The 12,461-nt window shown below is 74.1% G+C and carries 11 protein-coding genes and 1 pseudogene; 10 read left to right on the forward strand and 2 right to left on the reverse strand.

Translation table 11 applies throughout. The annotated features are described in order from the left end of the window. The 7 genes and pseudogenes from ASE87_RS16795 to ASE87_RS11870 form a co-directional block, all read left to right on the forward strand. A pseudogene (locus tag ASE87_RS16795) lies at positions 1-268 on the forward strand (carbohydrate ABC transporter permease); the annotation flags it as partial. Positions 269-442: 174 nt separating this feature from the next. Beyond that, positions 443-1,498: a glycosidase gene (locus tag ASE87_RS11845; protein WP_056228700.1), complete on the forward strand. Its 1,056-nt coding sequence runs from the start codon at positions 443-445 to the stop codon at positions 1,496-1,498. 70 nt (positions 1,499-1,568) lie between these two features. Next, entirely contained in the window at positions 1,569-3,665 is a 2,097-nt protein-coding gene (locus ASE87_RS11850; protein WP_056228702.1) for a hypothetical protein, read from the forward strand. A gap of 115 nt (positions 3,666-3,780) precedes the next feature. Next, on the forward strand, positions 3,781-4,029 hold the full coding sequence (locus ASE87_RS11855) for a hypothetical protein (RefSeq protein WP_056228705.1): 249 nt from the start codon (positions 3,781-3,783) through the stop codon (positions 4,027-4,029). A gap of 124 nt (positions 4,030-4,153) precedes the next feature. Continuing rightward, on the forward strand, positions 4,154-4,759 hold the full coding sequence (locus ASE87_RS11860; protein ID WP_082452578.1) for a 2Fe-2S iron-sulfur cluster-binding protein: 606 nt from the start codon (positions 4,154-4,156) through the stop codon (positions 4,757-4,759). Beyond that, positions 4,756-5,886, forward strand: a complete 1,131-nt coding sequence (locus ASE87_RS11865; RefSeq protein WP_082452579.1) for a xanthine dehydrogenase family protein subunit M — start codon at positions 4,756-4,758, stop codon at positions 5,884-5,886. The genes ASE87_RS11860 and ASE87_RS11865 overlap by 4 nt, the downstream gene beginning before the upstream one ends. Then, on the forward strand, positions 5,883-8,015 hold the full coding sequence (locus tag ASE87_RS11870) for a xanthine dehydrogenase family protein molybdopterin-binding subunit (protein ID WP_056228709.1): 2,133 nt from the start codon (positions 5,883-5,885) through the stop codon (positions 8,013-8,015). Before ASE87_RS11865 ends, ASE87_RS11870 begins: the two co-directional genes overlap by 4 nt. Before the next feature lie 73 nt (positions 8,016-8,088). Here the strand turns inward: ASE87_RS11870 and ASE87_RS11875 are convergent, their stop codons facing one another. Beyond that, positions 8,089-9,063 (reverse strand): XdhC family protein, encoded by a 975-nt coding sequence (locus tag ASE87_RS11875; protein ID WP_056228711.1) that lies wholly within the window; start codon positions 9,061-9,063, stop codon positions 8,089-8,091. A 119-nt stretch (positions 9,064-9,182) separates the two neighbouring features. Here ASE87_RS11875 and ASE87_RS11880 point away from each other — a divergent pair, with 119 nt between their 5' ends. Then, positions 9,183-9,923: an NTP transferase domain-containing protein gene (locus tag ASE87_RS11880; protein WP_082452580.1), complete on the forward strand. Its 741-nt coding sequence runs from the start codon at positions 9,183-9,185 to the stop codon at positions 9,921-9,923. 18 nt (positions 9,924-9,941) lie between these two features. On the opposite strand, the gene ASE87_RS11885 is transcribed toward ASE87_RS11880, so the two are convergent. Then, positions 9,942-10,892 carry a hypothetical protein gene (locus tag ASE87_RS11885; RefSeq protein ID WP_056228714.1) on the reverse strand — a complete coding sequence of 317 codons (951 nt, stop codon included), beginning with the start codon at positions 10,890-10,892 and terminating at the stop codon, positions 9,942-9,944. Positions 10,893-11,116: 224 nt separating this feature from the next. Between ASE87_RS11885 and ASE87_RS11890 the strand changes: the two genes are divergently transcribed. After that, positions 11,117-11,635 carry a DinB family protein gene (locus ASE87_RS11890; RefSeq protein ID WP_056228716.1) on the forward strand — a complete coding sequence of 173 codons (519 nt, stop codon included), beginning with the start codon at positions 11,117-11,119 and terminating at the stop codon, positions 11,633-11,635. A gap of 240 nt (positions 11,636-11,875) precedes the next feature. After that, the gene (locus ASE87_RS11895; protein WP_056228719.1) at positions 11,876-12,421 is read left to right on the forward strand and encodes an MOSC domain-containing protein; all 546 of its coding nucleotides are present in this window, start codon (positions 11,876-11,878) and stop codon (positions 12,419-12,421) included. Positions 12,422-12,461: the final 40 nt, after the last annotated feature.

The raw sequence follows: 12,461 nt of genomic DNA on the forward strand, positions 1-12,461 counted from the left end.
CCCGGCGCTGGTCACGGCCCTGCTGCTGACCTTCATCGGTCCGTGGAACGAGTTCCTCTGGCCGTTCCTCATCACCAAGGAGGCGTCGATGCAGCCGCTCGCCGTGTCGCTGGCGAACTACATCAGCAACGTGGCGGCGACCGCGGCGAACCCGTTCGGCGCGACCCTCGCGGGCGCCGTCGTGCTGGCCGCTCCGGTCGTGCTGCTGTTCATCGTGTTCCAGCGCTACTTCATCTCGACCGACGTCGGCTCGAGCGTGAAGGGCTGACGGATCGCCTCCCGATCCGAGGAGGCGCGGTGCGCGACCGGCGCGCCCCGCGCCTCCTCGGCTCCCCACCCCCAGACCGGGTCGTCGTGCCGACGGCCCCCACCGCAGGAGGCGCGGTGCGATCCCCCCTCGCATCGCGCCTCCGTCGCTTCTCGCCTCTCGAAAGGGCCTCCCATGGCTGACTTCCCGTACCGACTGACCCGCCTGGGCGTCGTGATGACCCCCGACCCCGACTCGCCCGACGAGGCCGAAGGGGTGCTCAACCCCGGCTCAGGTCGCGGGCCGGACGGCGAGCTCTACCTGCTGCCGCGGCTCGTGGCCACGGGCAACGTGTCGCGGGTCGGCCTGGCCCGGGTCGTCGTCGAGGACGGCGTGCCCGTGGGCGTGACCCGCGAGGGCGTCGTGCTCGCGCCCGACCGCGGGTGGGAACGCGGCGCGACCCACGCCGGCGTCGAGGACCCGCGCGTCACCTGGATCGAGGAGCTCGGGCTGCACGTGATGACCTACGTCGCCTACGGGCCGCTCGGGCCGCGCACCGCCGTCGCCGTGAGCGACGACCTGCGCGACTGGCGCCGACTCGGCCCCGCGACCTTCGAGTACGTCGACGAGCTCGACACCGACCTCGGGCTGTTCCACAACAAGGACACCGTGTTCTTCCCGTCGCCGGTCACCGCGCCGGACGGCGTGCGCAGCTTCGCCGTCCTGCACCGACCGATGTGGCACATCGGCGCGACGGTTCCGGGCGAGGGCAGCCCGCTGCCGGCCGGCGTCACCGACGGGCGGCACTCGATCTGGATCAGCTACGTGCCGGTCGAGGCGGTCGCCGCCGACCCGCGGGCGTTGGCGCGGTGGGGGCAGCACCGATTCGTCGCCGGCCCCGAGTTCCCGTTCGAGGAGCTGAAGATCGGCGGCGGCCCGCCCCCGCTGCGCGTCGACGAGGGCTGGCTGCTGCTGCACCACGGCGTCACGGGCGTGATCGACGACGCGTTCGCCCAGCAGCAGAACGTCAACTACGCGGCGGGCGGGATGATCCTCGACGCCGACGACCCGTCCCGCGTGGTCACCCGGTCGGAGGTGCCGCTGCTCGAGGCCGAGACCGCCGACGAACGCGACGGCATCGTGCCGAACGTGGTGTTCCCGACCGCGATCGAAGAGGTCGACGGCGTCCCGTACGTGTTCTACGGCATGGCCGACTCGAAGATCGGCGTCGCCCGCCTCGACCGGGCCTGAGCTCCACCAGAGAACGACGTCGAGCACGGCCCGACGACAGCAGACCACGACAAGAAGGAGGCGGTCGACGATGATCGCACGCAACTCACGATGGACGGGCGCGGCACTGGCCGCGGCCCTGGCGACCGTGCTGGGGGTGACGGGGGCGCTGCCGGCTGCCGCCGCGCCTCCTGCTCCGGCGTCCGCGCCGCCCGGGTCGGCCGCTCCGACCGCGCCGGCGGCCGCACCGGCCGTGGCGCCGCTGACGAACCTGGCGCACCTGGACTTCCTGCTCGACCGGACGACGCCCGCGCCCGAGGCCGGCCACTCGACCTACCGTCAGAGCACGGAGCCGACGCTCACCCTGCCGTGGACCTACGCCGACGCCCGCGACGGCGGCACCTTCGCCCGGGTGGGCGGTGGTCCGCTCGACCCCGCGACCGGGTACTGGGGGCAGGGCGCGTACAACAGCGACGACGTCTCGCGGACGGCCGTCGTCTACCTGCGCGACTGGCAGCAGACCGGCTCGGAGTCGAGCCGGCAGAAGGCCTACGAACTGCTGCGGGCGACCGCGTACTTCCAGACGACCACCGGTGAGGACGCCGGCAACGTCGTGCTCTGGATGCAGCCTGACGGCACCTTCAACCGGAGCCCGGTGCCGGTCGAGCTGCCCGACCCGTCCGACAGCGGCAACAGCTACTGGCTCGCCCGCAGCATCTGGGCGTTCGGCGAGGGGTACGCCGCGTTCGCGGACGACGACCCCGAGTTCGCCGCGTTCCTGCAGGAGCGGCTGCAGCTCGGCGTGACGGCGCTGAACCGCGAGACGCTCGCCCGCTACGGGCAGTACGACGTGGCCGACGGGGCGAAGGTGCCCGCGTGGCTGATCGGCTCCGGCGCCGACGCCTCGGCCGAGGCCGTGCTCGGGCTGAGCGCCTACTCGGCCGTCGTGCCGGGTGACGCGGCCTCGCGCACGGCGCTGACGCAGCTCGCCGAGGGCGTCGCCGCGATGTCGTCCGGCGACGGGCAGACCTGGCCGTACGGAGCCGTGCTGCCCTGGGCGAAGTCCCGTTCGATGTGGCACGCCTGGTCGTCGCAGATGCCCGTCGCCCTGGCCCGGGCGTCGACCACGCTCGCCCGACCCGACCTGCTGAAGCCGGCCGTGCTCGACCAGACCTCGTTCACGACGACGCTCCTCACCGCGAGCGGGCCCGACAACGCCTGGTACCCGACGCCCGTCGACCAGACGCAGATCGCCTACGGAGCCGACTCGCGGCTGCAGTCGGCGCTCGCCGTGGCCGGCGCCGGTGCGGGTGCGCCGGGCTTGAAGCGGATCGCGGCCGTCGCCGCGAGCTGGTACTTCGGCACGAACCGCTCGGGCACCCCCGTCTACGACCCGGCCACCGGAGTGACCTTCGACGGCGTGCAGGCCGACGGCACGGTGAACCGCAACAGCGGTGCCGAGAGCACGATCCACGGCCTGCTGTCGATGATCGCCCTCGACGGCGCTCCCGACGTCTCGGCCGAGGCGCAGGGGCTGACGAGCGTCACGTCGCGTGACGGCCTGACGGTGGTCGAGGCCGAGACGGCGTCGCCCACGACGGGCACGGTCGTCACGCCCGACTCGGCGTGGACGGGCGAGTCGCAGTACGGCGGAGGCTCGGCGCTGCGGCTCGAGCCCGGGCAGAGCGCGACGATCACGGTGCCCGCGGGCTCCGGGTTGCGGCACGTCGAGCCGGTGCTGCTCGCCGCCGAGGGAGTGCGGTCGACGTCGGTCTGGAAGGCGGGACGCGTGCCGCGCGGGACGCTGACGACGCAGGCCGGAGCGCAGGGCGTGACCGCCGCCTCCGGGGCGTTGCTGCCCCAGACGCTGCCGGTGCCGATCGGTGCCGGAGCGACGGCGATCACCGTGACCGCCGGCCGGAACGCGACCGTGGTGGACGGCCTCATCGTGCGGCCGCTCGTGCAGCGGCTCGTGCTCGCCGGGACGGCGGCCGACGGTCGCCCGACGACGACCGAGCTGCTGTCGTCGACCTCGCGCCTGCCGCTGCCGGCCTCGGTCGGCGTGCGCGGCACCCGGTCGTCGGTGTCGTCGTACGACGCGCAGGGCCGCCTCGTGCAGCAGCGCGACGTGCAGGGCCGCAGCCTCGTGCTGGTCAAGCCCGGCGGCTTCGCCGTCCTCACCCGGTAGGGCGCCCCCGAGACCCCAGGAACCCGCTCAGACCCCACGCCGCGCGCGAGGGTCTCGGCAGGTTCCTGGGGTCTCGTGCGCCGGGACCCGAGGAGGCGCGGGTACGGTCGAGCGCATGAGCGACGACACGCAGGCCCACGGTCCCGACGACGACGCCGGCCGCGACACGAGCCCGGGGCACGAGGTCGACCACGACCCGACCGGCATGACCGACGACGAGAAGCGGCACGACCAGCTGACCCGTGCCCCGAAGTCGGACGAGTCGGACGCCGCTCCGCGCATCACGACCGAGGACCGCGGCGACGGCGTCACCCGCATCGACGTCGCCGACACCGCCAAGGTCCGCCCGGGCGGGGCCGGCTGACGCGGGTGCCGGTCGGCGGGCCGTCCGCGGCGGCCGACCCGCGCCTCCTCGTCGTGGCCGCCCCGCGCTTCGCAAACGGGACAGCACGTGGGCACCCGCCTGCCCCCGGGCATACCGTTCACGCATGGTGTCCCAGGTCAGCGCAGAAACCAGTCCACCGAGTGCGGGCGCGAACCCGCCCGGCGTCCCGACGACGACGATCACCCTCGACGTCAACGGCAGCCCGCACCGGCTCGAGGTCGACAACCGGACGTCGCTGCTCGACGCCCTGCGGGAGCGCCTCGACCTGACCGGCTCGAAGAAGGGCTGCGACCACGGCCAGTGCGGCGCCTGCACGGTCCTGGTCGACGGGCGACGAACCAACAGCTGCCTGGTCCTCGCCGTCAGCGCCGAGGGCAGTGACGTCACCACCGTCGAGGGGCTCGCCGACGGCGACGCCCTGCACCCGGTGCAGCAGGCGTTCCTCGACCGGGACGCCTACCAGTGCGGCTACTGCACGCCGGGCCAGATCTGTTCGACGGTCGGCATGCTCGAGGAGGCGAGGGCCGGCATGCCGAGCCACGTCACCACCGACATCACCAACGGTGAGATCGATCTCGACGACGAGGAGGTCCGCGAACGCCTCAGCGGCAACCTGTGTCGGTGCGGGGCCTACGTGAACATCGTCCCGGCCGTGCACGACGCGGCCTGCGCGCACGACGCCGACGCGACCGAGGGAGCCACCCGATGAAGACCTTCGAGTACGAGCGCGCGACCGACGTCGCCTCCGCCGTCGCCACCCTCGACCGCACCCCGAACGCCAAGCCCCTGGGCGGTGGCACGAACCTCGTCGACCTCATGAAGCTCGGCGTCGAGCGGCCCGACCTGCTCGTCGACGTCAGCCGCGTCGACTTCGGCGGGGTCGACGAGCTGCCCGACGGGGGCCTGCGCATCGGGGCAGGGGTCCGCAACAGCGACCTCGCCGCGCACCCTCTCGTCCGCACCCGCTACCCGGCCCTGACCCGTGCCCTCGTCAGCGCGGCCTCGGGTCAGCTGCGCAACCAGGCGACGACCGGCGGCAACCTGCTGCAGCGCACCCGGTGCACCTACTTCATGGACACCACGAAGCCGTGCAACAAGCGCGAACCCGGGACGGGCTGCGGCGCCGTCGCCGGACTGTCGCGCGAACTCGGCATCCTCGGCGTCAACGACCTCTGCATCGCCACGCACCCGGGCGACATGGCCGTCGCCCTGGCGGCGCTCGACGCGATCGTCGTCTTCGAGAACGTCGACGGCGAGCAGCGCCTGCCGATCGACGAGTTCTTCCGCGAGCCGGGCGACGACCCCACCCGCGACACGAACCTGCCGAGCGGAGCCCTGATCACCGCGGTCGAGCTGCCGTCCCTGCCGGTCGCCACCAACTCCACGTACCGCAAGGCGCGTGACCGCCGGTCGTACGCCTTCGCGCTCGGCTCGGTCGCCGCCGCCCTCTCGGTCGACGAGGCCGGTCTCGTGACCGACGTGCGCATCGCCCTGGGCGCCGCGTCGCCCGTGCCGTGGCGTGCGCGCAAGGCCGAGGAGGCGCTGGTCGGCTCCCCGGCGACGCCCGCCTCGTTCGCGGCCGCCGCGCAGCTCGAGCTGGCCGCCGCGACGACCACCGAGCAGAACGCCTTCAAGGTGCCGCTGCTGACCCGGCTCGTCGTGGGCGTGCTGAGCGAGCTCGCCGGCCTCGACCACGAGGGTGACGACCCGGCCGACCCGGCCGAGGACGCCGACCCGTCGCCGTTCCGTCCGACCGGTGCCAACGGGTCGCCCCGCCGCGTCGCCGCCGACGTCGATCCCGGCGCCGCCACCGGCCCCGAGGGGAGCGCGTCGTGACCGCCGTCGACGTCGTCACCCCGGTCGACACGAGCGTCCCCACCGGTCTCGGCGCCCCCGTCGCACGGCTCGAGGGCCTCGACAAGGTCACCGGTGCCGCCCGGTACGCCTACGAGCACACGCCCGACGGTGTGCTGTACGGCTGGATCGTGCAGTCGGCGGTGACGACCGGCACGATCACCGGCTCGAACCGCGACGCGGTGCTCGCGATGCCCGGCGTGCACGACGTCATCACGTACGAACAGGCTCCGCACCTCGAGGACGCCGAGGACGGCGAGCTGCTCGTCCTGCAGTCGGCCGAGGTCGCCTACCGTGGCCAGCCGGTGGCGCTCGTGGTGGCCGACACCTTGGACACGGCCCGCGAGGCCGCGTCGGCGCTCGCCTTCGACTACGACGAGGGCGGCATCGACGTCGTGCTGAGCACCGACCACCCGTCGCTCTACGCCCCCGAGACCGTCAACGCGGGCTTCGAGACCGACACCTCGCAGGGTGACGTCGACGCGGCGATGGCCGATTCGTCCGTCGTGATCGACGAGACGTACGAGACGGCGGCCCTGTTCAACAGCCCGATGGAGCCGCACGCGACGGTCGCCACCTGGGTCGACGGCGAGCTCGACGTGCTCGACTCGAACCAGGGCACGAGCGGCGTCGCGACGTCGCTCGCCACGCTGTTCTCGCTCGACCCGTCCGCCGTGCGGGTCCGTGCCCAGCACGTCGGCGGCGGCTTCGGCTCGAAGGGCTCGGCCCGCCCGGTCGTCGTCCTCGCCTCGATCGGCACCATGCTCACCGGCCGTCCCGTGAAGGTCGCCTACACGCGACAGATGATGTTCGCGATCGCGGGCTACCGCACGCCGACGATCTCGCGCATCCGCCTCGCCGCCGACTCCGAGGGGCACCTCTCGGCGCTGTCGCACCAGACGTACTCGCACTCGTCGACGCTGCAGGAGTTCACCGAACAGACCGCCGAGCCGACCCGCCACCTGTGGGCCGCGCCCAGCCGTCTGATGACGCACCGGCTCGCCCGACTCGACGTCCCGACGCCGCGCTGGATGCGTGCGCCCGGCGAAGCGCCCGGCATCTACGCCGTCGAGTCCGCCATGGACGAGCTGGCGTCGAAGCTCGACCTCGACCCGGTCGAGCTGCGCGTCCGCAACGAGCCCGAGGTCGACCCGCACACCGGGCAGCCCTTCAGCAGCCGGCACCTGGTCGAGTGTCTGCGACGGGGGTCCGAGCTGTTCGGGTGGGACGGCCGCGACCCGCGTCAGGGTGTGCGCCGGGTCGGACGCTGGCTGGTCGGCACGGGCGTCGCCGCCGCCACGTATCCCGCGAGCGTGATGCCCGCGGGTGCCCGGGTCACCGCGCTGCCGGGTGGTCGCTTCGAGGTCGGCGTCAACGCGACCGACATCGGCCAGGGTGCCCGCACCGTGATGGCGCAGATCGCCGCGGCCGAGCTGGGGGTGCCCCTCGACCTCGTCGACCTGCACATCGCCGACAGCCGGCTTCCGACCGCCGGCGTGGCCGGCGGCTCGTCGGGCACGGCGTCGTGGGGGTGGGCGGTGACCAAGGCGAGTCGGCAGGTGACCGAGCTGCTCTCGCAGGGCCAGCCCGTGCCTCCGGAAGGTCTCGAGGTCGTCGTCGACATCGAGGAGGACATCGCCGCGATGAGCGACCACTCGCGCTTCGCCTACGGCGCCCAGTTCGTCGAGGCGCGCGTGGACCTCGACTCGGGTGAGGTCGTCGTGCCGCGCATGGTCGGCGTCTTCGCGGCCGGGCGCATCATGAACGCCCGCACGGCCCGGTCGCAGTTCATCGGCGGCATGACCATGGGCCTGTCGATGGCGTTGCACGAGCACGGCATGCTCGACCCGACCCAGGGCGACTACGGCAACCACGACTTCGCGACGTACCACGTGGCCGCCAACGCCGACGTGGGCTCGATCGAGGTCGAGTGGCTCGACGAGGAGGACCCGCACCTCGCCCCGATGGGCGGCAAGGGCATCGGCGAGATCGGCAACGTCGGCGCGGCCGCCGCGGTGGCGAACGCCGTCGCCCACGCGACCGGCATCCGGGTGCGCGACCTGCCGATCCAACCCGACAAGCTGCTCGCCGGGCTGCCGACGCGGTACTGACACCGAGACCCCGAGAAGTCGCCGAGACCCCCGTGCGCGCACGAGGGTCTCGGCGACTTCTCGGGGTCTCGCGTCAGCGGATCAGGTGGATGCTGCCGTCGCGGTCGCGCAGCGGGGCCCGCGAGGCGCCCGACCGCACGGCGAGCACCTCGGCCAGGATCGACACGGCGGTCTCCTCGGGCGTGCTCGCGCCGAGGTCGAGCCCGATGGGGGAGTGCAGACGGGCGAGCGCCTCCGGCCCGACCCCGCGATCGGCCAGGGCGGCGACACGGCGGTCGTGCGTGATGCGCGATCCCATGGCCCCGACGTACCCCGCGGGCGAGGCCAGCGCCGCCTCGACCAGGTCGGCGTCGAACCGTTCGTCGTGCGACAGCACCGCGATCACGGTGCGCTCGTCGACCTCGGTGCGCGCCAGGTAGTTCGGCGGCCACTCGACGACGACCTCGTCGGCCGACGGGAATCGCTCGCGGGTCATGAAGACCGGACGCGGATCGCACACCGTCACGCGGTAGCCCAGCACCGCCCCGGCGTTGCAGAGGGCGACGGCGAACTCGACCGCCCCGAAGACGAGGAGGCGCGGCGGCGGCACCGAGCGCTCGCTGAAGACCCGCAGACCCTCGCAGTCGTCGACGGTCGGCACGACCTCGCCGGTGCGGACCGGGCCGAGCACGACGTGCGCCGACGCCTCCCGCCCGGCGGCGGCGTCGCGGAGGGTTGCGATCGTCTCGGCGTCGTCGGGGGTGACGAGCCGGGCGAGCACCTCGATGCGCCCGCCGCAGCTGAGCCCGACCTCGAACGCCGTCTCGTCGCTGAACCCGAACGTCTCGAGCTGCGGCGTGCCGTCGTCGAGCACCTGCGTGCAGATCTCGTAGACCGCGCCCTCGACGCAGCCGCCCGAGATGCTGCCGATCACGGTGCCGTCGACGGTCACGGCCATCGACGTGCCGACGGTCCGGGGCGCGCTGCCCACGACCGACACGGCCGTCGCGACGGCGAGGCGCTCGCCGGCGTCGAGTCGCGCCAGCAGGCGGTCGGCGATCTCGAACACGGGACTCCTCGGGGGTGGCGTCGGGTGGCGCCAGGTCTCGATGGTGCCACGGCCCGGGCCCCGGGGCACACCGGGTCGCCGCACGTTCGCCGCGGGGACAGTCCGGTTAGCCTGCAGCCATGCCCGAGATCGTCGCTCCGCCGTCCGGGGGCCCGCCGCCGGTCGACCCGCCGTCCGTCGGCCCGCCCTCCTCGGTCGGCCTGCTGCTCGCGGCCGGTGCCGGGACGCGCATGGGCCGCCCCAAGGCGCTCGTGGTCGACGAGCGCGGACCCTGGCTGACCCGTGCCGTGGCGACGCTGCTCGACGGGGGCTGTGACCGCGTCGTCGTCGTGCTCGGTGCGGGCGCGACCGAGGCGCGAGCGCTGCTGGCCGCCGACCCGCGCCTCCTGCCCGTCGAGACGCCGGCGGCGAACGGGATGACGGGTGCGTTCTCGGCCGACCCGCGCCTCCTCGGGGTCGACGGTCGGGTGAGGGTGTCGGTCGTCGTCGCGGACGACTGGGCCGAGGGCCTCGCGGCATCGCTGCGCGCCGGGCTGGAGGCGCTCGCGGCGGGGCCCCCCGAGGAGGCGCGGCTCGCCCTCGTCACGCTGGTCGACTACCCGGGTCTGCCGTCGTCCGCCGTCGCGCGGTTGCTGTCGCCCCCGGCCGCCGACCTGCCCCTGGGTCCGGGTGCGCTGCGGCAGTCCGTCTTCCACGGACGCCCGGGTCACCCCGTCGTGGTCGGTCGCTCCCACTGGTCGGCACTCGCGGCGTCCCTCACCGGGGATCGCGGGGCGGGCCCATACTTGCGGGCCCACGCCGCCGAGCCGGTCGACTGCTCCGACCTCTGGGACGGCCGCGACGTCGACGCGCCCGCCTGACCCGGCTGCACCGGGGGATCAGTTGCACTTCCCGCTGCCGCTGAAGCACGGGGTGTAGTTCGCGGGCAGGGGTTCCTGGTGCGGTGTGGGGGACTCCCACCGGTCTCCGGGGACGGGTGCGCCGACGGCACCGATCACGACCAGCCCGGCGACGACGACGGTCGCCACGACGACGCCTCGGTGCCCGGCGGTGATCGCGGCGAAGAGTGCCACGACCAGGCACGCGAGGCAGGCGACGAGGGTCCGGAGCCAGCTGTCCGCGACCTCCTGGCTGACGGTCACGGGGGTGCCGAAGAGGCTGACCTCGGCCGAGAACCACTGCCCGGCCAGCGAGAGCGTGAGCAGGACGCCGGCCGCGAGGGCGAGCGCCTCGACGATCACGGCGACGCGGTGCACGACGTGGCCGGGCGGGCGGGGCGTCCGGGCCGCGGGGGCGTCGACGGGCGGGTGCTCGGCCGGAGGCGCTCCGTCGTGCTCCGAGGCGTCGCGGCCGCGCCGACCCGATCGTGCGGCGAGGACGACGAACGAGGCCAGGCCGACGGTCGCGACGAACGGCAGGCTGACGAAGACGACGGTGGGCAGCGTGTAGAGGGAGAAGCCCGCCCGCAGGCCCGACGTGACGCCCGACCCGACGGTGAGCTCGACGCCCGCCCGGGCCACGGCCGCCGCGGCGACGTAGAGCCAGGCTCGGCGTGACGCGGGGGCGTCGGACCACCGCCACGCGACGAGCACGACGAGGACGGACCACACCGCGAACGGCACGAGCGAGGTCTGCGCGAGCGCGGCCGGCAGCTCGAGCAGCGTCGCGACCATCCGGCCGGGCGAGGCCGTCAGGCCGAGGAGCGCCGCGCCGGCGACGAACAGGGCCGCGGTGGTGCCGATCACCCAGGCCACCTCACGGCGGTCGACCCGCCGGCGCAGGCTCGCCGCCGCCCCCGCGAGCCGGCCCTCGTGCTGAGTGTTCGTCATGGGTCGACGGTACTGGGGGGTCGCGGGGCCGACGTCATCCCGGAGGTGGATGTCGGTCGTGCGACGGCCCCGCCATGAACCCGGTTTCGAACCATGCACCCGGTAGCAACCGGGTGTGCGGTTCGAAACCGGGTGCATCGCGCGGCCGCGGTTGGCGCCGGGAGCACCGACGTCGGCAGGATCTCGATGGCGCGCGCCGGGCCGTGCGTCCTAGCGTCGGTCCCATGCCGATCACGCCCGACACGAAGAACTGGACCTGGGTGCTCGAACGCCCCTGCGACGACTGCGGCTTCGACCCCGCCGAGGTCGCGTTCCGCGACGTGCCGCGCCTCGTCCGCGAGAACGCCGCCGCCTGGCCCGTCGAGCTCGCCCGGTCCGACGCCCGCACCCGGCCTGACGACGCCACGTGGTCGCCGCTCGAGTACGGGGCGCACGTGCGCGACGTGTTCCGGGTCTTCGACACGCGCCTCCGGCTGATGCTGACCGAGGACGCGCCGACCTTCGCGAACTGGGACCAGGACGCCACCGCGCTCGACGACGACTACGCCGCCCAGCAGCCCGCGGTCGTGTCCGACGAGCTCGTGGCCGCCGCCGCGGTGGTGGCCGACGCGTTCGAGGCGGTGCCCGACGACCGGCTCGGTCGCACCGGCCTGCGCAGCGACGGCTCGGCCTTCACGGTCGACTCGCTCGCCCGCTACTTCGTGCACGACCCCGTGCACCACCTGCACGACGTCCGCCGCTGACCGGCGGGCCGGCCGGCCCATCGCCCGGCAGGCCGCTGTCGCACCGCCGCCCGGGCCACCGTTGTCGCACCGCCGACTGAACGTCGCACCGCCCATGTCGACGGTGCGACGTTCATTCGGCGGTGCGGCCTCGCCCGAGCCCGACCCTGGCCGACGCCGAGCCCAGCAGACGCCGACCCCGGCCGACGCCGACCCAGCCCGGCCTCGACCCCGGCGGCCGACGCGGGCAGACTGGGCGACATGACCCGCGCCTCCGTCCTCTCGGTCAACGTCGACGACGCCCACCGGTTCAGCAAGCCGCCGGTCGAGCGGGTCACCCTGCTCGCCGGGCTCGGAGTCGAGGGCGACGCCCACCTCGGGCGCACGGTGCAGCACCGCTCCCGCGTGGCGCGCGACCCGAGCCAGCCGAACCTGCGGCAGGTGCACCTGATGCACGCCGAACTCTTCGGCGAGCTGGCCGACCACGGCTACGACGTCGGGCCCGGCGACCTCGGCGAGAACGTCACCACCCACGGGGTCGACCTGCTCGGCCTGCCCGTCGGCACCGTGCTCACCCTCGGTCAGGAGGCGCGGGTCGAGATCACCGGACTGCGCAACCCGTGCCTGCAGATCGACCGCTTCGAGTCGGGCCTGCTGAAGGCGGTCGTCGGGCGCGACGAGGCCGGCGAGCTCGTCCGCAAGGCCGGCGTCATGGGCGTGGTGCTCGCCGGGGGAGAGGTGCGACCCGGCGACCCCGTCGGCGTCGACCTGCCCGCCGAGCCCTGGTCGGCATTGCAGCCCGTCTGAACCGGTCGCTCGGCCCGAGCGTCAAGAGCGCCCGAGCGGC

The sequence above is a fragment of the Frigoribacterium sp. Leaf44 genome, from assembly GCF_001421865.1.
In the GTDB taxonomy this organism is placed as follows: domain Bacteria; phylum Actinomycetota; class Actinomycetes; order Actinomycetales; family Microbacteriaceae; genus Frigoribacterium.

What these genes read in the sequence shown, in the direction of transcription:
- ASE87_RS11845 (WP_056228700.1), top strand. Translation starts at nt 443, where the DNA reads ATGGCTGACTTCCCGTACCGACTGACCCGCCTGGGCGTCGTGATGACC.
- ASE87_RS11850 (WP_056228702.1), top strand. Translation starts at nt 1,569, where the DNA reads ATGATCGCACGCAACTCACGATGGACGGGCGCGGCACTGGCCGCGGCC.
- ASE87_RS11855 (WP_056228705.1), top strand. Translation starts at nt 3,781, where the DNA reads ATGAGCGACGACACGCAGGCCCACGGTCCCGACGACGACGCCGGCCGC.
- ASE87_RS11860 (WP_082452578.1), top strand. Translation starts at nt 4,154, where the DNA reads ATGGTGTCCCAGGTCAGCGCAGAAACCAGTCCACCGAGTGCGGGCGCG.
- ASE87_RS11865 (WP_082452579.1), top strand. Translation starts at nt 4,756, where the DNA reads ATGAAGACCTTCGAGTACGAGCGCGCGACCGACGTCGCCTCCGCCGTC.
- ASE87_RS11880 (WP_082452580.1), top strand. Translation starts at nt 9,183, where the DNA reads ATGCCCGAGATCGTCGCTCCGCCGTCCGGGGGCCCGCCGCCGGTCGAC.
- ASE87_RS11885 (WP_056228714.1), bottom strand. Translation starts at nt 10,892, where the DNA reads ATGACGAACACTCAGCACGAGGGCCGGCTCGCGGGGGCGGCGGCGAGC.
- ASE87_RS11890 (WP_056228716.1), top strand. Translation starts at nt 11,117, where the DNA reads ATGCCGATCACGCCCGACACGAAGAACTGGACCTGGGTGCTCGAACGC.
- ASE87_RS11895 (WP_056228719.1), top strand. Translation starts at nt 11,876, where the DNA reads ATGACCCGCGCCTCCGTCCTCTCGGTCAACGTCGACGACGCCCACCGG.